We start from the raw sequence: 23,373 nt of genomic DNA on the forward strand, positions 1-23,373 counted from the left end.
AAGGGAGGAAAACGGTGGTTAAGAGCAAATGGCGAAAAATGATTAGTGTAAATCTAGCTTTATCTATGTTATTCTCACTGCCTGTCGCTGGGCTTGCTAGTCCAAGCACGAGTCCGTGGTATGAACAGCACGCCACGGCGACGGGTACAGGCGGAGCAGCCGCAACGGAACATCCCGAAGCGTCACGCGCTGCGATGGAAATTCTCCGCAAGGGCGGGAATGCTGTGGATGCCGCAATTGCCGCAGCGGCTGCACAAGGGGTCACTCGACCCTTCTCCGGTGGAATGGGCGGGGGCGGAATGATGATGATCTACTTGGCGGACGAGAAGCGTTTTGTTACCTATGATCACCGAGAGCTTTCGCCCTCGACCTTCGGCCCTCATTCCTTCTTGGATGGGAACGGAAATGAGTACTCCTCCACCATTCGTGGATCGAGCGGACCTGCCTTTGCGGTTCCAGGTGCGGTAAAGGCTTGGGAAAAGGCTTTGAAGGAACATGGGACCATGACGCTCAAAGAGGTGTTAGAACCAGCCATCCGCATAGCGGAAGAAGGGTTCATTATTGATGATAACTTTGTACGCGAGGTAACAGAGAATCGCAATCGATTCAATAACTTTGAATCTACACGCAAGATTTATCTGACAGAAACAGGGGGAGTCCCTGCGGCTGGAAGTACCTTGAAGAATCCTGACATGGCGAGAACGTATCGGCTCTTAGGAGAACACGGCAGTGAAGTGTTCTATGAGGGTGAAATCGCGGATGCTATTGTAGAAACCATCAACAATCCACCGGTTGTTGCGAATCCTTCCTTCCCCATTCTAAAAGGAAACCTGCCGAAGGAAGATATGAAAGATTACGAGGTGATAGAGTACGATCCGGTAAAAGTCAACTATCGCGGCTATGATGTCTACGGCATGCCGCCTTCCTCGAGTGGAGGAACTACGATCGGCCAGGCTTTGAACATACTGGAAGCTTATGATATGGCAGGCCTTCCCCGAGAAGAAGCGCTTCACTATTATATAGAAGCTTCTCGCTATGCTTTTGCTGACCGAGATAAATATCTTCAGGATCCGGCTCATGCGGAGATACCTTTTAAAGGAATGGTTACCAAGGGCTATGCCGAAGAGCGCCGGTACGAAATCGGGACTAAGGCTTCTGTTGGGAAAGTAGCTCCAGGCAATCCTTGGCCTTATGATGCCAACCCAGATCTCTGGCCTACCCCTAAGCCTAAGCCGCAAACAGGCGGGTTTGTTCATAGCTTTTCTGGTCAAGGTGAGTGGGACCAAAACAAGTTTTTAGTCGAAAAAAGCTCAGATGCCAGCTTTGATATTGTAGATGGCAAAGGTCGCATCACATTGGCAGATCGACGAAACTCATACGGTCGCGTTACACCCCATATGGAAGCGATTGCTGATGCTGAACTCTTAATTCCTTTCAAAATGGATCAGTTGGGAGCAGACCGCCGCTTGCGATTATGGCTTCGCACGGATGGCTGGAATAATATCACAACCCCGCATAATGGTTATGGCGTAGAGATTCGCACGACGGATAATAAGGTGCGCATCTTGCGGTATATCAATGGAACTTTGACAGAGATTGGCGTCATTGACCGCCAACGCTCAACAGATTGGCAATGGCTTCGGTATAGCGTGAAAGGCGATGAGTTATCCATCAAGCTATGGAAGGATGGAGAGACTGAGCAAGAAGATTGGGACCTTCAATTAACCGACGGCAATATCACAGGCAAGGGCCACTTCATGATGAGCGCTCTAGAATTTAAGGATGGCGGCGGAGGGGGCGGAAGCTTCCAGATCGGCGACATTGAAGTAAAAGAGCTAAAGGGCAGCACTCCAAACCCGATTCCTGGACCTGGCGGTGAAAACTTTACCTACCAGTTTGAAGGGGTAAACGGTACAGCTTGGGATCCTTCCAAGTTTATAGTCGGGAATAACAATGCGGGTGTCAAAATGGACGTTTATGAAGGACAGGGACGGATTGTACTTCCAGGGGTTAGGTTGGCCTACGGCCGGGCAGAAGCTCAGATGGATCCAGCTTTAAACAGTGAATTGCTCATTCCGTTTAAAATTAATGATTTGGGTGCAGATCGCCGCTTGCGCTTCTGGCTTCGCTCCGATCAATGGGGAACGACAACCACTCCAGCGAACGGATATGGCATTGAGATTCGTACCGGAAGTAACCAGATCCGAACGATGCAAACCAAAACAGGGCAGGACGCAATTACTTATCCGAAGGATATAACGAGAGAGCGTACGACGGAATGGCAATGGCTTCGCTTTAAAGTAATAGATGATCAGATTCTAGCTAAGTTCTGGAAGCACAGCGAAGAAGAGCCTGCCTCTTGGGATATTCAGATCACGGATCAAAATGTGATAACTCCAGGTCGTTTCATGATCAGTTCGCTCGAATGGCAGAATGATGCGGGCGGGTCTTTCTCCTTAGGGAACTTGGTTGTGACCAACTTGGATCAGCAGCCGGATCTAGAGGGGGATATCAACGCGTTAAACTTCTTGATTCAGCCAGAGGTTCCGGAAGTGGTGGAACCCGTTGAACTGGAGGTTCCGCAAGAGGTAGTGGAGGCCCCAGTTCAAGAAGAAGTTCCACAAGAGCCGGTAACAGTTGAATCGGATGAGATGATGCCAGTAGAAAAGAAAGACGCTGATACGGAAACGATTCATCTCTCCGTATCCGATAAAAACGGAAACATCGTGGCGTACACCAACACGATTGTATCCATTGGCGGAAATGGAATGGTAGTGCCGGGCTACGGATTTTTATTGAATGATGCATTGGCTGGACGAGTGCCATCGGTCTCAGGACCAGGAGAACCGAATGCACCAAAGCCAAAAATGAGAAATTTAAGCAGTATGTCTCCGACGATCATCCTAAAGGATGGCAAGCCGGTGATGACGGCAGGAGCACCGGGAAGCGCCACGATTATTACGACGATTTTGCAGGTGATTGTCAATCACTTAGACTTCGGCATGACCTTGCCTGATGCGGTGGCTTCTCCAAGATTATCGCAGCGGAACTTGAGATCCGGGAATACAACAGTGGAGCCTGCTTTTGTTGGAACACCTGACTATCAAGCCCTTCGCCAGCGCGGCCAAGGCTTTGAAACATCAGGGCTTGCTCAAGGGATTGGGTCTGTAACCGCGATTGCCTTCTTGCCGGATGGACAGGTGCAGGCGGTAGCTGAACCCGTTCGCCGCGGCGGGGGAAGCGCGATGGTGGAAAGTCAATTTGATGCATCGATTGGTGTTTCCGGAGCTATTTCGGTCTCTAAAGGACGCTCTTTATCCGATTTAAGCGGGTTTAAGGTTCAACTTCTAATCGATGGGGAAGCAGTAGGGGAAGGCTTTACCAATCAGGCAGGTCAATACTCCATTCTAACAGAGCGAACGGGAGCCGCCTCTATTATTGTTACAGCTCCTGGGTATAAAAAGTCTGAGATTTCGATCCAATTAACGGGTTCGGTTCGTGATGTGGACCACCTTTTGAAGTATGGGGATTTTAATGCTGATGGCGATATTGACTTGCTAGATATTGAGTTGGTTTCTAAAGCCTATGGACAGCAGGCTACTGGAGAATATGTTCTCTATGATCTGAATCAAGATGGGTATATTCGACTAAATGATATCTTGCCTGTGCTATTAAATGTAGAGTCTAATTAATAGATTGGAAGAAGAGTTTCGGGTACCGAAATTCTTCTTCTCCACTGACAAGGAGGTACAAATGAAGAAAAAACAAAATCGGCTGCGTTCTATGTTCATGATGGGCTTTGCGGTTTGTACGCTCATGGTTGCCGTGGGAACAGCTCCAACTCAAGCCAGACCCACCGAAATTACCCTGCCGAAGGGGGGCAATATTCAGCTGCCGACACCGGGTCAGCCAGGAGGAGCTGTTCCAACCCCTCCCCCATTTGCCAATCAAGCAGCACTTCAATTGAAGGCGGATAAGGAAACTCTTAAACACGGGGAATCTACTAGAGTTACTGTTCAGGTAACGGCAGATGATCTTTATGCTGGTCAGATGAAGTTTACCTTTGATCCAAACGAGATTGAGGTAGTAGGGGGAGTGGTCTTGCCTGATGTTTCGCCATTAAAAAATGGAAATCACATCACGGTTATTCAAAGTGTAGATAATGTCAATGGTACCATTGCGTATGCTGCTTCTTTGCTAGGGGACCGAACAAGTCCGAAGGTTGAGCAAGCGGAGCTGTTTAGTTTTACCGTAAAGGCAAAAGCGGGAGCGAAAGGAAACAGTAAGATTGAGCTGAAGTCTCAAACTCTATTAAATTCGAATGTTGAGATGATCAGTTTAGCTCCAGGATCTTTCAAGTCCTTATCCATTCAAGTGAAGAAATAGGAGGAATTCTATGCGTAAGTTAAAATGGCGGAAAGTGTTTGCTGTCTTAACGAGCTTTACCCTAGCGATGTCTTTAACCCCGCTGCACTCTTTTTCCGTAAAAGCTGCTGGTTCCGTTTACGACCAGTTTAGTGAGGTAGATACGGGAACGGAAGGGATGGTCGTGACCTCGCAGCCGCTGGCTACCCAAGTGGGAGCTGAGATATTAAGGCAAGGCGGTAATGCGATGGATGCCGCTGTTGCTGTTCAGCTTGCCTTAAATGTAGTGGAGCCTATGATGTCAGGAATTGGCGGCGGCGGTTTTATGATGGTATACGATAAAAGTGCCGATGATGTATCCATCCTTAATAGCCGTGAGCGAGCCCCAGCTGGGGCTAGGCCAGATATGTTTCTAACTCCAACGGGAGGAATTATTCCGTTTGCGACGCGTTCCCAGCATGGGAATGCGGTAGGGGTTCCGGGAACTTTGAAAGGATTGGAAAGAGCAGTTGAAAAGTGGGGGACTAAACCGCTATCAGAATTGATTGCTCCTGCTATTAAACTAGCGGAAGAAGGATTCGAAGTGGATAATCAATTGGCCAACGCCGTTAGAGACCATAAAACAAAGTTGGAAAAATCTGTTGCTAAAAATGTATTTGTACCCAATGGCGTGACGATCCAAAAAGGAGATTGGCTGATTCAGCAGGATTTAGCCAAGACTTTGAAACTTATTCAGCAACAGGGATCGGATGTCCTCTATAAGGGGGAAATTGGGCAAGCCATGGCTCAGGTTGTGCAGCAGTACGGCGGAAGCATGACGGCCCAAGACCTTGCAAACTATAGCATTACTGAAGATGAGCCATTATGGGATGAATACCGTGGATTACGAGTGGCTGCCATGCCTCCTCCAAGTTCCGGAGGGCTTGCCGTATTACAGCTGCTAAAGTTATTGGATGGATTTAATATTGGTCATTATGGGCCTCGATCTGAAGAGAAATATCATTTATTAATAAATGCCATGCGTCTTGCTTATGCAGACCGTGCAGCTTATATTGGTGATCCCCAATATGTTGATGTACCTATGAAGGGCATGCTGCACCCTGAGTATATTCAACAGCGTCAGGCTTTGATCAATCTGAATGATGTGATTAAGACGGGTGTGGCTGGAGACCCTTGGCCTTATGAAAATGCCACGCAGCCCATGGACATTGTAGCTCAAGAAGAAAACCCAATTGGGCAGACTACCCATTTTACTGTAGCTGATAAATGGGGAAATGTTGTTGCTTACACAACAACGATAGAACAAGTTTTTGGTACAGGGATCATGGTACCTGGCTATGGAATAATGTTGAATAATGAGCTCACGGATTTTGATGCTACACCAGGCGGAGCCAATCAAGTTGAGCCAAACAAAAGACCATTAAGCAGTATGTCTCCGACGATCATGTTTAGAGACGGCAAGCCTATTCTGACAGTAGGATCACCAGGCGGTGCAACGATTATGGCATCGGTAACTCAAGTGATTTTAAATGTCTTGGATCATGATATGGAATTGAAGCAAGCCATTGAAGAGCCTCGCATTTACAACACTCATACCTCAGATGTCCGTTGGGAGCTTGCCGTGCCTGCCGATGTGAGAAATGCTTTAACCGCAAAAGGCCATAAGTTCGAATCCAATGCTCAAGTAGTTGGTAATGTACAAAGCATTCTAATTGATCATGAAAAGGGAATTTTTTATGGTGCAGCCGATTCTCGACGTGAAGGAGCAGCTATAGGAATTAAGGCGAGCGCTCCCGTCTTAGCTCCTACGTTAAGACTAAATGCTCCAAGTATTGTATCGACGCAAGGTACCTTTGATGTAGGGATCTCTTTACAGAATATGAAAGATTTATACGGAGCTGCCGTTCGCCTTCAATATGATGCTTCTAAGCTCGAGGCGGTGGATATGGATCCAAACACAGAAGGGGTTCAAGTGTTGCCGGGAGATTGGCTGAAAGGAATTCAGTTAAAAAATGAAGTGGACCAAAACCAAGGGTTGATTTCTTTTACGGCAGCACAAGTAGGGGATGTTGAAGGGGTAAACGGCGAAGGCGTATTGGCTACGATTCGTTTTCAAGTGAAAGAAGGAGTAACAGGAAATGCAGAGTTGCAGCCCATTGTGGAAGAAATTCAATTGCTGAATAGTAATAATGAAAGCATTGAATTTGAAGCCGAGCCTGTGATTATTGAGATCACTCGAGGGGTATCGATCCAAGGGAAGATCCAAACTCCTGCCTTCCAGGGGCTTAGCGATTTAAGTGGGTTTACGGTCCGCTTAATGAATGGTCAGCAAGTGTTGGGGCAAACCATTACTGACCGTAACGGTGACTATAGTCTTTCGGCAACAACAGCTGGAAGCTATGTATTGGCCATTGCTAAAGATGGATACTTGCGTGCGGGAGCTCAAGTGGCTGTATCTGGCGAACAAGCTGAAATGCCATCTTTGGCCCTTTATGTTGGGGACTTCAATCAAGATGGAGCCATTGATATTGTCGATATTACCCTGATGGCCAAGGAATTTGAGAAGCCTGTAACAGCAAGCAACGAAATCTTTGATGTCAATAAGAAAGGCGATGAGATTGATCTGTTTGATTTAGTACCTGTTGCTAAGAACTTCGGTAAGGTAGCATGGGATCGTATCGATCAATAGGATAAGGGAAAAAGGGAACTCGGCGCTATGCCAGGTTCCCTTTTTTTTCATTATTTAAGCTGTGCCGCATACTGAGGATTCTTGCTCAGCTCGACTAGCCCGAGAACCTTCAAGGCATGGAACTCATTCGGAGTGAGCCTGGATAAAAGGGTGGACTTGATCTGTTCTTTTTCCTCCCCTGTAAGTCCGCCCTGGGCGAGAGAAGCAAACTGCCGGAGCTCTGTCATTGAGAACTTCGTTAATAGAAATTGAAGAGCTTCTTCTTTGGTAGTAAAGCCAACGCGTTGAGGTGCAGCCTCCTGTGGTTTGGCCGCTTGGTCGGGGGTTGGTTTTTCCACTGAAGGTGAAACGGGATTAGGCTTTACAGGTTGAGCTGGCTCTGCGGTTGTTGACTGTGCCGTAGGAGCGGCTTGAGGAGCTGGTGTAACGCCCTGGAGAGCAAGCTGCTCCTGAACGAGCTTTTTTACCTCTGGATCTTCCAACAAGGTGGTTACTTCTTCCTGGGTTAAGACTTGCTTGGCGAGTTGATCGATCATTTTATCCGAGGCGTACTGCATGCCGTACTGATAGGATACGGTCCCCACTCCTCCCGCCACCATCAGGGATAATAGCAAGACAAAGTTCCGCAGCCGGGAGCCTCGCCCGCTCTGGAATGGAAATTTAATGTAGTATTTGTTAGTCGTTTCATCTTGTAGTAATCGGATTTTAATATAGTTTAAAGGTGTTTGAATTTGTCGAAGTTTCGGCATGATATCCCTCCCCTCCTGATTGTAAGGGGGAGAGGGACTAGTGACAAGAACTAAATTTATTTGTAAAGATGCGCCCTGGTGAGAGGGAGATCATTATTTAAGCCTTTGGAAAACAAAATCTGGTGAAGATCAAGTCCACTTGCCCGAAAAGAGGCCGCACAGGAGTATAGGTAAAGTCGCCACATCCGGATGAATCGTTCACCATATTGGTTGCGGATGGGTACAATCTGTTTTTCAAAACCTTCAATCCAGTGATCAATGGTCATGGCGTAATGGATGCGCAAGCTTTCGGCGTCGAGGGGATGGAAATGGTGTTCGGGAAGAAGAGCGATCACTTCTCGAAAGGAAGGAATGTATCCCCCAGGGAAGATGTGTTTGGTAATCCATGGATTACTTGCGTGTTCCAAGGGCTTGGTGATGGTGTGAAGAAGCATCAAGCCTTGGTTTTTAAGCAGTTTTCCAACAGCTTGCATAAAAGTGGGATATTGCGCTTGGCCGACATGCTCGAACATCCCTACGCTGGAAATCTTGTCAAATTGCCGCCCAGACGTCGCCAAATCTCGATAATCAACGAGGGCGACCTCCACTTGTTTTTCCAACCCCAGCTCTCGAATTCTTTCTTGAACTTTTTTATGCTGCTCTTTGCTCAGTGTGATTCCCATGGATTGAACACCGTATTGTTGGGCTGCGCGAATAATGAGCCAACCCCATCCGCAACCGATATCTAATAGTTTTTCTCCGGGTTTGAGTTGTAGCTTTTTCAACACGTGATCGATTTTTTGTAATTGGGCTTTTTCCAGTGAATCAGCGGGATGGTGAAAGTATGCGCAAGAATAGCTCATCGTAGGATCTAACCAAAGCGAGTAAAAGGAATTGCCTAGATCATAATGATACTGGACTTCTTTCTTCTGACTCCATTTGCTTGCCATTTTTTTTAGCGGAGTAAGGGATGAGGGCAGAAAGGCGGCTTCATTCTTGGCTAGCAAGAGCATGGCTTCGTAAAGGTTTCCTTTGATCTCCATTTTACGATTCATATACGCTTCCCCTAAGGTAACAGAGGGATTGGCCAGGATTTCTGCAAATGGAAGCTTCTCAAGGAAATGGATCTCAAATTTAGCTGGCTTTTCCCCATAGTGATCCGCCGTTCCATCCCAGTAGTGGACGCTGAACGATGCGTGCTTCAATTGGTTAAAAAAATGATGAAACAGGTGTTTTTGCATAAGATTTAGTCCACCCTTCTTTTTGGATGAAAACACGCAAAGCAGACAAGACTTTGGTATTCTTCTTCAGAGAGAGGCTGTGGATAATGGGTTTTTCGATTCAGCCAACGATGAAGGACTAAGGTTCTACGGTAATCATTCGTTGTCACTATATCAAACTGGGCTTCTTCTAGCAGGTGTACGGAGGCAAAAAGGTCATACATTTGGTTAGCTGCATGTTTGGACCAGGTGTTTTGAGTAAGGGGATCTTGTTTTAGGATGTGAAGGAGGTCTTGATCCAGTTGATTGACTTGAGTGCGGAGTTGATCTGCCTGTGGTCGATCGATGGTAATGGAGTCCAGCGTCTCGTGCAGATGTTGGATGAAGAAACCAGACCCTTCTTTTTGCAGGATCTTTAAGATTTCAAGAGCTTGGATGTTGGAGGTTCCTTCCCAAATCGGGTTTACAATTGCATCTCGCAGGAGGCGAGGGGTGACATATTCCTCTATATAGCCGTTTCCCCCATGCAATTCGAGGGCTTCTTTGGCCGTGGTGACCCCTAACTCACTGCAGCGGTATTTCGCTAGAGAAAGCAAGAGACGTAAAAGGGTCTGCTTTTCTCTGGTGCATCGACCAAAGGTATGAACCTCATCGAAAAGAGTGATGGCTTGAGCGATAACGGACCAGCCTGCTTCTATTTGGGTAATCAGATCAGCTAACGCTTCTCTTACTAAGGGAAAATGAAAGACGGTCTGGCCAAAAGCTCGGCGCTGGGCGGTGTAAAGGCAGGCTTCCAGGAAAGCTCGTCGTGCAATGGCTAACCCTCCAAGGGCGGTTCCCAAACGTGAAACATTGAGGGCTTCAGCCATGTACTTGAAGCCGTGTTCTGCTTTTCCGATCAGATAACCCACGGCATCATGCAGAATCAGTTCCCCGCTGGCAACTGCCCGAACGCCTAATTTATCCTTCAGACGCCGGATAGATATGTTGTTTCTTTTTCCATCGGGAAGTTCACGCGGGACAAGGAAGAGTCCTAAACCGCCTGTGCCAGGTCGCTGGTTCACACGAGCCAGCACCAAGCTGACCTCTGCATCACAATTGCTTGCAAACCATTTTTCACCGGTTAACAGGTAATGATCTTTTTCCTTACGAGCTATTGTTTGGGTAGCTCCGACATCAGATCCTCCCTGTATTTCGGTAAGGAAGGTTCCTCCTTGAATAAGCAGATTGGGATCATGGCTGCCAAGCCGGTGCAGATACTGTTGCCTTTGTTGCTCACTTCCGAACTTTTCTAGAACGAAAGCAACGGATTGGGTGAGAATCACAGGACAGGTAAAGCCGGTTTCCGCTTGCGAAAGCAGAAAAAACAAGGTGGAGTTTACCATAAAAGGTATGGGTTGAGGGGCGTTCCGATCATAGCGAAGAGATACGACTCCGGTCCCATATCCTTCCCTTACGGTCTGAAGATACCCCTCGTTATACCAAATCTGGTTTACTTCTTCACCGCTGCGATTATATCGAATGAGCTTAGGAGCACCGTCGCGGTCGGTGTAAGCCGCTCTGGGATCCATTCTTGCGGATGCCCAAGCTCCTGTCTGCTGAAACCTGGGTTCAGCAAAGGAATAGACCGTATCCGAGAGGTAGCGTTTGGTGTATCGCAATAAGAGAGGATCTTCGTTAAACCAGTTGACCTCGTTTCCTGACCCCCATTTTTGGTAATTCAACATAGCATCCTCCGTAAGCTACAAATTATTACATCTTATGTGGAAGATAGAAAAAAAATAGTATTGACGGAAAAAATGTTTTCTAGTAAGATCTAACCAACGAACTGAATACTTCTTATCCAGAGAGGTGGAGGGACTGGCCCTGTGAAACCCGGCAACCGTTCATGCGTGCATGAAAAGGTGCCAATTCCAGCAGAATCAACTGATTCTGGCAGATAAGATGAAGGTGAATGCTATGTCCATGAAACTTCTTCTTATTGAAGAAGTTTTTTTGTTTGTTTAGGGCGGGGGGGGTGAGGCACCTTGTTCTGAGGCGTTCAGGAATCAATACCCAGTTGAATAATCGGAATCTTGAAGATAGACTAATCTATAGAGATTTTTCAAACTTTTCGATTTTGTAATTCATAGTATGTTGATGTGAAAACATCGTTAAGTTATACCTGATCTACCAGGTATTTCTACATAAATAAATAATTAGGGGGTTCATCAAGTGAAAAAGACTAAGTTTTCATTGTTTTTATCTTTAGTTTTGATCTTGTCGTTAGTGGTTACGGCTTGCGGCGGCGGTGCGAAGCCACAGGAAGCGGGTTCAAACAGCGGTGAAGCGAAAAAGCGAGTGGCTTTAATCATGCAGTTCAATATTGGAACTTTCTCTTCGCAGTATGTGGCAGGTGTAAAAGAGCAAGTGGAGAAGTTTGGCGGGGAAGTAACCGTCTTTAATGCAGATAATGATTTATCGAAGATGGCTTCTCATTTAGATGCTGCTGTGAATCAGCGTTTTGATGGAATTTTAATTGACCATGGTACACCGGAAGCTCTTACTCCTGGCGTGAAAAAAGCGGTTGAGCAGAATATTCCAGTCATCGTTTTTGATGCCGCTTTGGATATCCCTGGTGTGACCGTGTTGGAGCAAGGCGATGTGAAAATGGCGGAATCCACGCTAGAGAAGCTAGCAGCGGATGCTGGCGGTAAAGGAAATATCGTGAAAATTTGGGTAGCTGGTTTTGCTCCAATGGAGCGTCGTCAAGTGGCTTATAAGGCTTTCCAAGAAAAGTACCCGGAGATTAAAGAAGTAGCTGCTTTTGGAAGTGCGTCTGCGAATACGGCGTTAGACACGCAAGCGCAAATGGAAGCGATCTTGAAAAAGTATCCGAACCCAGGCGATATCACAGCGGTTTGGGCTTCTTGGGATGAATTTGCTAAAGGAGCCGTTCGTGCGATCCAGCAAGCCGGACGTACAGAAATTAAGGTTTATGGAATTGATTTAAGCGATGAAGACTTACAAATGATTCAAGATCCGAACTCTCCGTGGGTAGCTTCAGCTGCGGTAGATCCATCCGACATTGGACGCGTTCAAGTGCGCTTCCTTTATAAGAAGATCAAAGGGGAAGAAACTCCACAGCTAGTAACCCTTGATCCGATTTTGGTCACTCGCGACGAATTGCCAAAGGAAAAAGTAACCATGGGGGATCTGTCCAAGCACATCAAGGGCTGGGGAGAAAGCACACAAGGATATGAAGAGTGGATGAAAGAGCTTGAAGCTCAAAACCAGAAATAAGAAAAGGGAATTCCCGTCGATCGCAGGTGATCAACGGGAATCTTCTATTTATGAAGGAGGGATGGAGCATGGCCAAATTGGAGATGAAGCAAATCCAAAAATCCTTTTCAGGTGTTCCGGCTCTTCGTGGCGTGGACTTTGAATTGCGGGCGGGAGAGATTCACGCCTTGCTCGGAGCGAATGGGGCAGGGAAAAGTACGTTAATGAAAATTTTAACGGGTGCTTATACATCTGATGAGGGAGACATCTTGGTTGATGGGTCCAAAGTGGAAATAGCGACTCCAGCAGATGCCAAGAAGTATGGCATTCAGTGTGTGTATCAGGAAGTGGATGTTGCTCTTGTTCCCTACTTAAGCGTAGCCGAAAATATTATGCTGGACCGCCAGGTTAATCGTAAGGGTTCCTTTTTCAAGTGGTCAAGCCTTTACCGAGATGCGGAAGGAATTCTAGCTAGATTAGGGTTTAAGATACCGGTTCGGAAAAAAGCAGAAGAGCTTACTCTTTCCGAAAAGCAAATTGTCCTCATCGCCCGGGCGATTGCTCAGGACGTGAAATACGTGATCTTTGACGAGCCAACGGCTCCTTTAAGTGTCAAGGAAGCGGATCAGCTATTTGCCTTGATGCAGCAACTGAAAAAGCAGCAGGTCGGCATGATCTTTATTTCTCACCGCCTACCAGAAATTTTTCAAGTCTGTGATCGCATAACGGTCATGCGAGACGGCCAACATGTTTTAACAAAAGCCAAGGGGGATACGAGTATCAATCAAGTGATTGCTGATATGTTAGGAAGATCTTTCTCGGAGGAGTTCCCCAAAAAGCACGTTCCTGTCGGTGACACCCTGTTTGAGGTTCGTGGAATCAAGAGCGGTAAAAAAGTCCGCGGAGTCGATCTGCATATTCGAGAAGGAGAAATTGTGGCTGTTGCGGGTCTGGTTGGCGCGGGGAAAACGGAATTAGCGAGGGTGCTATTTGGTGCGGACCCACGGGATGAAGGAGAGATGATTTTGCGCGGCAAAAGCCTTTCGATTCACCAGCCCACAGACGCGGTACGGGAAGGCGTAGTGCTCGTTCCGGAAGAGCGGCGAAAAGAAGGGATCCTGGTGGAGGAGTCTGTACGAAACAATTTGACCTTAGCTAGTCTCCGTCAGTTTACTTCGTTCGGATTTGTCCGTCAGAGCTCGGAAGCGGCGAAATCGGGACTACTTGTGGATCGATTAGGAATTAAAACGCCAAGCATTCACCAGTTGGTTGGCAATTTGAGCGGAGGAAACCAGCAAAAAGTGGTCATTGGCAAGTGGTTGGATACCGATGCCCAGGTCTTCATGTTTGATGAACCGACAAAAGGGGTAGACATCGGGGCGAAGACGGATATCTTTAAGCTCATCGGCGAGTTGGCTGAGCAGCGGAAAGGAATCCTCTATTTGTCTAGTGAGCTTCAAGAAATCTTGGGCATTGCGGATCGGATCTTAGTGATGTGTGATGGTCAGATTGTCAAAGAGTTGACGCGCGAGAAAGCGACCCAGGAAAACATTATGTATTATGCAAGTGGAGGAAAATAGCATGAAGGTGATGGATTGGATTTACAAGTATGGAACGTTAGCGGTTATTGGACTCGTTATTGTATTTTTTAGTGTGTTAAACCCGTACTTTTTTACCTACGGAAACTTAGCGGATATTCTCCGTTCTATCTCGATCGTGACGCTGGTAGCGATTGGGGTTACGTTTTCCTTGATTGTAAACGGCTTTGACCTATCTGTTGGCTCTATCGTATCGTTTGCCACGGTGGTGTCCTCCTCCATGATGATTTGGTATGAACAGGGGTTGTTGGTCACGCTCATGGTGCCGATTCTGCTCAGCGTGCTAATTGGATGGATCAACTCTTTATTAATCGTAAAGATTCGCATTCCAGATTTGTTAGCCACGCTAGCGACTCTGTACATTGTGAAGGGAATTCATTTAACTTATACCAAAGGGTATTCCATTTATGCCAATATGCCCATGACGGATGGATCAACGGCTCCAGGAAAATTCAATGAATCCTTTCTTTGGCTAGGACAAGGGCAAATGGCCTCGATCCCGGTTCCGGTGTTGTTGATGTTATTGGCCGTAATCGTGGTTCATGTCTACCTGAATTACACGCGCCAGGGTCGCTTGCTTTATATTACCGGCGGAAACGCAGAGGCGGCACGCTTATCCGGTGTTCCTGTAGAACGTTATCGTACGCTGGCTTATCTCTTATCAGGGTTATTCTGCGGTTTGGCTGGAATTTTACTGGCTGCCCGAATTGGAACCGGACAGGTCGATGGAGGAGCGCCGCTCTTGATGGATGCTGTGGCTGCTGCTTTCGTTGGGTACTCCGTGTTCGGGGCAGGTAAACCAAATGTCATTGGTACTTTTTTCGGTGCTGTATTAATCGGGGTTCTATTAAATGGCATGACCATGCTCAATCTTCCCTATTATGCGCATGATATTGTCAAAGGAACCGTATTAGTCTTGGCTTTGGCCGTCACTTACTATCAGTTGCGGAGAAGAAAAGCATAAACCTAGTACAAGGGTTCTACGTCTCTCATTTCTAGCATAGGTATTTATTAATAGAACATGAGAACGGAGGCAACCAATATGAATAAAACCTGCACTTCATTCGTAATCGGATTCGTGGTTTGGCTGCTCGTCTCTTTCGCTGGACAAGCTGAGACGCATCAAGTGGATATAAAATGGAACGGAAAATCTTTGGAAACGGGACAGGTTGCCTATGTGAAGGACGGAATCGCATGGGCTCCTGTAAGAGAGGTAGCCGAGGCAGTCGGTGCAAAGGTAAGTTGGAATCAGCGAACCAGAATGGTAACGGCTGTTAAAGGGAGTACCACGTTAACGTTGCAGGCGGGTTCTGATCGAATGCAGGTGAACGGAAAGTCGATTCGGTTACCGGCCATTGTGAAGTTGGAGAAGGGACGAACAGTAGCCCCCATTCGTGTGATTACGGAAGCCCTTGGTGCAAAGGTGGAATGGATCGGGTTGGATCAAGCGGTGTATATCACAGAAGCGGGGAAGATCTCGGTTAAAGAAGCCGAGGAACGGATACGAAAGCAACTGGGAATCGGAGCAAGCAGTAAGACGGTAGTCGAGTTTGATCATCTCGAGGGGACTCAGTACGGGATTCACGTCTATGATCTTATGGGGAGCCATACGGCCACACGAGGATGGTATTACGTCGATTTGCATTCTGGGAAAGTGGATTCCATGTTTTGAGAAAGAATTCCGGGGAAGTGGAAGACTCTGCTGTGAAACGCTTGCAGGATCAAGGGGTCTGACTTGGCATTAAAGTTGCATAAAGAAAAAATAAGATGGTTGAAACTATTACTTAGTTCTCAACTCCTCTCTCTCGTCTTGCCTGCCATTCGTGGTGGGCTTTTTTTCGTTGTAACTCACTTGAAACTCCGTTCCCTTACACTAATCATACAGACGAATTTTTTCAGAAGTGGGGCGAGACTATCATGATTTGGGAGACGGATTGGCTATCCAGCAGGGCGCGTTTGACCCCTGATAAGGAAGCGGTTGTCGAGATGGATTCAGGGGGACGTTGGACGTATCGGGAGCTAGATCAGCGAGTGGCGCAAGCGGTGCGCTTTTTGCAAGATCATGGAATTGGTAAAGGAGAACGAGTTGCGCTGCTCGCACCTAATCATATTTCATGTTTAGAGCTGCTTTTTGCTTGTGGAAGATTAGGGGCGGTGTTTGTACCTCTGAACACCCGATTAGGGGCTTCGGAGCTCGATTATATTTTAGAAGATTGTCAGCCAAAGTTGTTGTTCTGCCATCCTTCGTTACAAGAAGGAATCCAAGCAAAGATTCCTATAGTTAGTGTGGAAGCGTATCTTTCAGGAGAACCGGGCTTCAGCGGAGCAACGATTGACCTGCAAGATCCGTATTTGATTATCTACACAGGGGGAACGACTGGAAGACCGAAGGGAGTCGTGCTTTCCCATAAAAATGTATTCTGGAATTCGGTCAACACCATTGTGAGCTGGGGCATAGCCGAGAATGATATTACGGTCACGTATCTCCCGATGTTTCACACGGGTGGCCTAAATGCTTTATCTCTCCCGATCTTACATATGGGTGGTAAAGTTGTGATAGGAAGTAAATTTCAAGCAGAAGAAGCCGTACAAACCATTGAAAAAGAACAATGTACCATTATCCTATTGGTACCCACGATGTATCATATGATGATTGCGACAGAAGATTTTAAGAAGGCGTCTTTTCAGAGTGTACATACCTTTCTCTCAGGTGGAGCACCTTGTCCTCATTCCATCTATGAACCTTTTGAGAAGCGAGGACTCCGATTTAAGGAGGGCTATGGGTTAACGGAAGCGGGCCCCAATAATTTCTTTATCCATCCTGAGGATGTTAAGAAGAAAAGAGGCTCAGTCGGAAAGCCCATGTTCCATTCTATGGTGAAGATCGTAAAAGAAAACGGAGAGGAAGCAGCTCCTCATGAAGTGGGAGAGCTGTATATCCAGGGTCATCATGTGTTTGAACACTACTTTAATAAACCAGAAGAGACCCAAGAAGCGAAGCAGGACGGTTGGCTGAGAACGGGAGATTTAGCCAAGCGGGATGAGGATGGTTACCATTATATCGTGGGACGGAAGAAGGATATGATTATTACCGGTGGGGAAAATGTATACCCCCAAGAAATCGAGCATTTGCTTGATCAGCATCCATCGGTTCATGAAGTGGTGGTTTTGGGACTCCCTGACCCGAAGTGGGGGGAAGTCGTAACGGCTGCGATTGTGGTGAAAGCGGGCATGAGTCTTTTGGAGCGTGAGGTTCTGGACTATGTTTCTGCTCACTTAGGAAAGTACAAGGTTCCCAAAAAGGTTTATTTTGTGGAGGAGCTGCTGAAAACGCCAATCGGCAAGATCGACCGCAAGGAAATGGCCTATCATCTTCAAGTGCTTCTGTAACTAGGCTGTAACTTGGATTCTATAAGCTGTAGGAACAAACAAATTCTATGTGGGGGTAGAAAAATGATGATCCGTTCGAAAATGAGAAATCGCTTTCTAACTGGGATTTTAGCCACATCCATGATGATGGTAACGGCATGCGGAGGAGGCGGAAGTCAAACCACGAGTGGCGGCAGCGGTTCCACGGATGCTAAACCGGCGGAACAGGGCGCACCAGCAGCAGAAAATAAGTCTCCGATTAAAATCGGGATCGTAACTTCCAAAACAGGTGTATTGGAAGCCTACGGCAACCAGATGCTAAACGGTTTTGAGATTGGTCTGGATTACGCCACAGGAGGAACACGAGAAATTGACGGCCGCAAGATCGAAATTGTGGTAGAGGATACGCAGACGAAGCCGGATATCGCGGTTCAGAAAGCGACTAAGTTATTGGAGCAAGACAACGTGGATGTCCTGGTTGGTAGTGCGAGCTCAGCCGATACGTTAGCGATCTTGCCACTGGTTGAAGAATTTGAAAAGGTCATGGTCGTTGAACCGGCCGTAGCCGATAGTATTACAGGATCGGAGTGGAACCGCCACATCTTCCGCACCGCGCGCAACTCTTCTCAAGATGCAGCGGCTGGCGCAGCAGCGATCGCGAAGCCGGGGGTAAAAATTGCAACCTTAGCCCCAGACTATGCGTTTGGCCATGATGGAACGGCTGCTTTTGTTAAGATTGCCAAAGAGCTAGGTGCAGAAATCGTATTAGAAGAATTTGCTGATCCTAAAGCGACGGACTTTACAGCGAACGTTCAAAAAATTGTCGAGGCCAAACCTGACTTTGTGTTTGTGATCTGGTCTGGTGCCAATGCACCTTGGAAAACCCTAATGGACATGAAGCTTCCGGAAAAAGGAATCAAAATTTCTACCGGGGCCCCTGATATTGCCGGGTTGAAGACGATGAACAACCTAGATGGTATGGAAGGCTTCACCGTTTATTATCATGAGTTGCCAAACAACAAGGTCAATGATTTCTTAAAAGAAGAGCATCAGAAACGATATAACAGTGTGCCAGACCTATTCACCGCGGGTGGTATGTCTTCTGCCATTGCCGTCGTAGAAGGTATCAAGAAAGCGGGCTCTACGGAAGCGGATAAACTCATTTCCGCCATGGAAGGCATGGAATTTGAGACACCTAAAGGCAAAATGATGTTCCGCGCAGAAGATCATCAAGCGTTGCAAACCCTTTACGCCATTAAGCTTGAGAAGCAAGAAGGAAAAGACTACTTGGTGCCAACGTTAATTCGCGAGCTTTCTCCAGAAGAGACGGTTCCGCCGATTCAGAATAAGAAGTAGGAATAAAGGCAAAGGCCTCCGGAAGGGGGCCTTTCTTCTTTTTCCAAGGGGCTTGGTCCGGGTCCGCGTATGATTCCAAGACCTCGCGAAGGTTTTTCGAGGTTGGGAGTGATTTAGGTCTACTTTTTCTAAGAGCAATCTAACTTTGGGATTAGAATCTCTGATTTTAAGCTGCCTTTTTAAGAAATTCTGCTTTTTTTTATGATCCTTGTCCGTTCCTGAACCCCATAACTGGCGTCTGGGATCAGATGCTCACGAAATTTTGATTTTGCTCACGGAAAAGGGGACGATGGTCACGGAGACATGCCGTTTGGTCACGTACCTGGTACAATTCCAAATACCCAGCCCACTTTGATCACGAAACCCAGCCACTTGTTCCCAAACCAATAATGATTCCAGGTAGGCGGAGCCCCTTACCCGGATACTTACTCGGTATAAGGGAATAACAGCGTTAAGTTTTCCCTTAGCCCAACAACCGATAGCACATCTCCATCAACTTAGTCCGATTCGCCTCAAGCCATTGGGTCCTCGCCCGTGTACTCTGAATTTGTGCTTTCACGGTGCCGATTTCATCCACCCCATCCCAGTACCGGCCGAGAAAATGAACAAACACGTCGAGTCGTCGCAACTGAATGAGCAAGGGAATGACTTGGATTTCCTCCGGGGAAAGCCGCAGTTCACTCCCATACCCTTGTAGATAGGCCTCAATCTTCAACCAACGCAGTTCATCATCCATTCCTGGCTTGGTTACGTCCGATAGACAAACTGCCAGCTCCATGACTCTAAGATCGTAAGTAACAAACTCAAAATCTAGAATGGCAGTGAGCTTCCCAGCTGAGTCATACAAGACATTAGAAGCGTTCAAATCCCCATGTATAAGCTGATGAGGCAGTGAGCGCAGGGTAGGAACATGACGGGAGAAATCTAGGAGTTGTCGGCCCATTTCCTCTAGCTCCCCAGCTAATTCAGGAAAGGGAGGGTTGCTGCAAAACTCTAGTACTTCTTTCGTCACTTCCATTTCATAATAGGGAGGATAAGCTGGCTTAGCGTCTACTTCTACACTGGACAGAACTTTCGTCAAGACAGCCGTACCTCGGCCAAATTCTAATAGTTGCCCAGGCTCCGCGAAGGTGGGATTATCACCAGGGATGAAAGGGAACAGGCTCACTAGTTTTTCCTCTTCCGTGGTCATGTAGGAAGCCCCATCACAGGTTAGGATAGGTACGGGAGTGTGGAAGGGAAGGGATTCTCTCGCTAAGGCAAAGAGAACCGTATGTTCAAACCCTACTTTATCTACATCTTTATGGCCTTCATAGCGCCTTAGTACATAGGAGGATACTCCATCTTGTATATAGAAAGTCGAGTTGTTCATCCCGCTCTTGCCGATACGGAGCTTGGCATCTGGACAAATAGGATATTGTGATTGAATAATGTTAAGATTCATAGGGTTAGTATGTCCTCCTTCATTTCCTATATTTACAAATCAATGCCCACTCGATATGATATGGATAATAATCCCTAATCTTCCTGGAGGTCTTACATGAATTGGAGAAGCCCGGTCTTAATGTCGAAGTTGACACCGCCTCTAGTGAAATCCAATATTTTAAGAAGAGTAGATTTAGAGAAGAAGTTGCGGATGATTCCTGATTATTCTCTGACTTTCCTATATTCTGGACCAGGATACGGAAAAAGCACCGCGCTTAGTGTATTTGCCCGAGAGGCCAAGCTGCCCGTTTGTTGGTACAGTATATCAGAACACGACGATGATATGTTTCCGTTTTTAACTCACTTCCTTCATTCGGTTCGAACTCGTTTTCCTTCCTTTGGAGAAGAGCTCTTGCAGCAGTTGAATGAGGGGGATTGGTTTTTTAATTATGACGAGATTCATTATTTCTCTCGCATGATTCTGAATGAACTTTTTACGCTCTCACCGGAGCCTTTTGTCATCATATTGGATGATTTCCACTACCTATCTCACTCCCACCTTGTTAACGAATGGATGAAGCTATTCATACAGAATCTGCCCCCACATGTGCATCTTGTGCTGTCCAGCCGAATCAAGCCGGACTGGGATTTTTTATATTCCATGAAGCTAAAGGACATGATACTTGAGTTAAGCCAGAAGGATTTATCCTTCCAGCAGGATGAAATTGAGGTTCTGTTTCTAGATCAGTTTGAGATCGAGCTTCCTCCGGCTGAAGTGGAGCTCTTATTCCAGAAGACGGAAGGCTGGGCGATCTCCTTGAATATGATTTGGCAGAAGCTGCGTGAGGGAGAAGATCTATCATTTCTATTAAAAAACCACAGCAAGATGGAAGATCTTTTTCACTTTATGGCTCTAGAAGTTCTGTCCAAGCAAACGCCCGAGATCCAGAGCTTCTTGGTACGAACTTCAATTTTGACCGAGCTGAATGGGGAGATCTGTCAGTTTCTTTTAAACATTCCAAACTCAAATAAGATTCTGCAGGAGTTGATCCAGCGAAATGTCTTTATCAGCTACTTAGGGGCGGGAGAATATCGATACCATGCCCTGTTTCGAGAGTTTCTTCAGCAACAGCTTCAAAAAAAATTCGACCAGTTCGACTGGCTGCATCGCAAGGCTGCCCACTTTTATAAGCTCAAATCCCTTTATAACCAAGCGCTCTACCATTATCGGACGATCCAGGCTTATTCGGATATGGGAGAGGTTCTCGCTCAGTTCGGAGAAACGAAGGTGCAAAATGGAGAATTTGAGAGCTTGGCTGAACTGCTCAAGGTGATTCCACTAGAGGTGATGGACCAGTACTTCTCCCTGTGGTTCTATAAAGGGGAAATGAATCGATACCGTTGCAATTATCAGGAGGCTATTGCGAGTTATCAACGCTCCTCTCAATGTGCTCAGGATAAAGGGGAAACCATCGGTCAAGTGCGCGGGTTGGAAGGTCAGGCCAAGGTATACTTAGATACGATCCAACCGGGGAAGGCAGACCATTTGCTCCGGGAAGCCCTTCAGTTGCTAGGGGATACCACATCAGAGCAAAAGGTGAGAGTCCTTCATTTGTTGGCGGAGAATTTGATTAACAAAGGCTGTCCGGAAGAAGCGGAGCAATCCTTTAAAGAAATTGAACGGCTTCATCGAAGTTTGGAGGATGGAGAGCTTCAAGCAAGATTTTATTTGCGTACGGGTCAACTGGGAACTTGCAAACGCATTCTTGAACGGAAGCTGGAGAATGAAGCCAGCTCCCACAAGCATTTATCCAAGTCTCACCGCGAAACGTCTCTCCTTCTTTCTATTGTAACTTCGTTTTTGGGAGAAGCCGAAGAGGCGAAGCGTTATGCGGAGCGAGGTCTGCTGCAGGGGACAGAGGCCAAGTCGCCCTTTGTAGAGGCCGTAGGCTGGATGCGATTAGGTCACGCTTCCTTGATTCATACGACCCCGTATCCGGTTGAGACAATTCAGCAATGCTACAATAATGCGCTTGCGCTCATGGAGGATGTGCAAATCTCCCGGGGTAAAGCGGAGCCACTCATGGGCTTATGCTTGCTGCATGGTTTGGAAGGAAATCTAGAGCTGGCCCTGAAATATGGGGAGGCAGCCTTTAAGGAAAGTGAAGCGGCAGAGGATCATTGGTTCTCTACCCTCGTTATGCTAGGAATGGGGGTCGCTTATATTACCGCCGAGCAATGGGATAAAGGCAAAGAGATGTTAAATCAAACGTTTCAGCGTTTTGTAGAAGTGGGGGATTCCTTTGGCTGTACGGCTTCCTTACTGTGGTTAAGCTATATTGATTATTCAACGGAGGATTGGGCTGGGTTTACGCTTTCGGTTCAACAGTTTTTGGAGAGGATGCAGGCAGGGGATTACCACTTCTTGCTTCAGCGCCGAACGCTGTTCAGTCCCAAGGACATTCAAAAAGTAGCCCCGATGCTGCTAGAGGCTCAAAAGCGAAAGGTGAAGACCAACTATGTCCATCATTTGCTGCAGGAGATGGGGCTCGATAAGATCTCCACACATCCGGGCTACACGCTCCGCATTGAAACCCTGGGGCAATTTAGAGTATGGCTTGGGGAAAAGGAAATTGATGATAAAGGATGGCAAAGGGATAAAGCGAAGCAGCTTTTCCAGTTGCTCATCACGCGCCGAAAACACTTGTTGCCTAAGGAAGAAATTTATCACCTGCTCTGGGGGGAGGCGGATGAGGAGGTGGCGGGACGTGATTTTAAAGTCGCCCTGAACGCCTTGAATAAAGCTTTAGAGCCGCAGCGAAAAGCACGAACGAATCCTTTTTATATCCAGCGGAATGGATCTTCTTATGGCATGAATCTAGCGTCTGGCTATAAGCTGGACGCAGAGGAGTTTGAAGTGCTGGTGCAAAAGGGAATGGATCATCCAGCGAGAGGTAAGGAATATTTGCGAAAGGCTGTATCCCTGTACAAAGGAGACTATCTCCCGGAAGCTCGCTATGAGGATTGGTCCATTGAAGAAAAGGAAAGACTGCGCGTTCTTTATCTGCGAGCAGCCGAGCAACTAGCTCAACTCTTCATCCAGGATGGGGAATATGATGAAGCGATCGCCTGCTGCGAGAGGATGATTCAAACCGATCCGTGCGCGGAGGAAGCTTATCGCTATATCATGCAGAGCTATGTGATGAAAAATAATCGTTCCATGGCCTTAAAATACTATCAAAAATGCTTAGATAAGCTGCAGCAGGAGCTGGCCATTAAGCCTTCGCTTGCTACCCAGCAGCTGTACGAAGAAATTATAGCCTGAGTGATCAGGCTTTTTTCTTTGGGGTGTAACTTATATG

At 46.9% G+C, this 23,373-nt stretch carries 14 protein-coding genes, 1 pseudogene and 1 riboswitch; of the genes and pseudogenes, 11 read left to right on the top strand and 4 right to left on the bottom strand.

Going from position 1 to position 23,373, the window contains the following annotated elements:
- The first annotated feature begins 14 nt into the window (after positions 1–14).
- From EIZ58_RS20000 to EIZ58_RS34510, 4 genes and pseudogenes are all read left to right on the top strand, one after another.
- Complete coding sequence (locus EIZ58_RS20000) at positions 15–3,692, top strand: gamma-glutamyltransferase (RefSeq protein WP_134702627.1); 3,678 nt, start codon at positions 15–17, stop codon at positions 3,690–3,692.
- 61 nt (positions 3,693–3,753) lie between these two features.
- Entirely contained in the window at positions 3,754–4,386 is a 633-nt protein-coding gene (locus tag EIZ58_RS20005) for a cohesin domain-containing protein (protein ID WP_134702628.1), read from the top strand.
- A gap of 10 nt (positions 4,387–4,396) precedes the next feature.
- Positions 4,397–6,145, top strand: a pseudogene (ggt, locus tag EIZ58_RS34505) (gamma-glutamyltransferase); the annotation flags it as partial.
- 51 nt (positions 6,146–6,196) lie between these two features.
- On the top strand, positions 6,197–7,054 hold the full coding sequence (locus tag EIZ58_RS34510; protein WP_255438365.1) for a cohesin domain-containing protein: 858 nt from the start codon (positions 6,197–6,199) through the stop codon (positions 7,052–7,054).
- A 50-nt stretch (positions 7,055–7,104) separates the two neighbouring features.
- On the opposite strand, the gene EIZ58_RS20015 is transcribed toward EIZ58_RS34510, so the two are convergent.
- Genes EIZ58_RS20015 through EIZ58_RS20025 form a run of 3 tightly spaced genes read right to left on the bottom strand, consistent with a single transcriptional unit; the run spans position 7,105 to position 10,726 of the window.
- On the bottom strand, positions 7,105–7,803 hold the full coding sequence (locus EIZ58_RS20015; RefSeq protein ID WP_134702630.1) for a hypothetical protein: 699 nt from the start codon (positions 7,801–7,803) through the stop codon (positions 7,105–7,107).
- A gap of 56 nt (positions 7,804–7,859) precedes the next feature.
- Positions 7,860–9,023: an SAM-dependent methyltransferase gene (locus tag EIZ58_RS20020; RefSeq protein ID WP_134702631.1), complete on the bottom strand. Its 1,164-nt coding sequence runs from the start codon at positions 9,021–9,023 to the stop codon at positions 7,860–7,862.
- Between the two features lie 5 nt (positions 9,024–9,028).
- Positions 9,029–10,726 (bottom strand): acyl-CoA dehydrogenase family protein, encoded by a 1,698-nt coding sequence (locus tag EIZ58_RS20025; RefSeq protein ID WP_167577813.1) that lies wholly within the window; start codon positions 10,724–10,726, stop codon positions 9,029–9,031.
- 112 nt (positions 10,727–10,838) lie between these two features.
- Positions 10,839–10,948, top strand: a riboswitch (SAM riboswitch).
- 268 nt (positions 10,949–11,216) lie between these two features.
- Here EIZ58_RS20025 and EIZ58_RS20030 point away from each other — a divergent pair.
- From EIZ58_RS20030 to EIZ58_RS20055, 6 genes are all read left to right on the top strand, one after another.
- Positions 11,217–12,284, top strand: a complete 1,068-nt coding sequence (locus tag EIZ58_RS20030) for a sugar ABC transporter substrate-binding protein (protein WP_134702633.1) — start codon at positions 11,217–11,219, stop codon at positions 12,282–12,284.
- Positions 12,285–12,352: 68 nt separating this feature from the next.
- Positions 12,353–13,843 carry a sugar ABC transporter ATP-binding protein gene (locus EIZ58_RS20035; RefSeq protein WP_134702634.1) on the top strand — a complete coding sequence of 497 codons (1,491 nt, stop codon included), beginning with the start codon at positions 12,353–12,355 and terminating at the stop codon, positions 13,841–13,843.
- Between the two features lies 1 nt (position 13,844).
- Entirely contained in the window at positions 13,845–14,825 is a 981-nt protein-coding gene (locus EIZ58_RS20040; RefSeq protein WP_134702635.1) for an ABC transporter permease, read from the top strand.
- 78 nt (positions 14,826–14,903) lie between these two features.
- Complete coding sequence (locus tag EIZ58_RS20045; RefSeq protein WP_167577814.1) at positions 14,904–15,533, top strand: stalk domain-containing protein; 630 nt, start codon at positions 14,904–14,906, stop codon at positions 15,531–15,533.
- A 245-nt stretch (positions 15,534–15,778) separates the two neighbouring features.
- On the top strand, positions 15,779–17,251 hold the full coding sequence (locus EIZ58_RS20050) for a class I adenylate-forming enzyme family protein (RefSeq protein WP_134702637.1): 1,473 nt from the start codon (positions 15,779–15,781) through the stop codon (positions 17,249–17,251).
- A gap of 63 nt (positions 17,252–17,314) precedes the next feature.
- Positions 17,315–18,586 carry a substrate-binding domain-containing protein gene (locus EIZ58_RS20055; protein ID WP_240689219.1) on the top strand — a complete coding sequence of 424 codons (1,272 nt, stop codon included), beginning with the start codon at positions 17,315–17,317 and terminating at the stop codon, positions 18,584–18,586.
- A gap of 463 nt (positions 18,587–19,049) precedes the next feature.
- On the opposite strand, the gene EIZ58_RS20060 is transcribed toward EIZ58_RS20055, so the two are convergent.
- Entirely contained in the window at positions 19,050–20,030 is a 981-nt protein-coding gene (locus EIZ58_RS20060; RefSeq protein ID WP_134702638.1) for a phosphotransferase, read from the bottom strand.
- Between the two features lie 96 nt (positions 20,031–20,126).
- Between EIZ58_RS20060 and EIZ58_RS20065 the strand changes: the two genes are divergently transcribed.
- Positions 20,127–23,336: an AfsR/SARP family transcriptional regulator gene (locus EIZ58_RS20065; protein WP_134702639.1), complete on the top strand. Its 3,210-nt coding sequence runs from the start codon at positions 20,127–20,129 to the stop codon at positions 23,334–23,336.
- The last annotated feature ends 37 nt before the right edge of the window (positions 23,337–23,373 follow it).

The organism is Ammoniphilus sp. YIM 78166 (assembly GCF_004522215.1).
Lineage (GTDB): Bacteria > Bacillota > Bacilli > Aneurinibacillales > RAOX-1 > YIM-78166.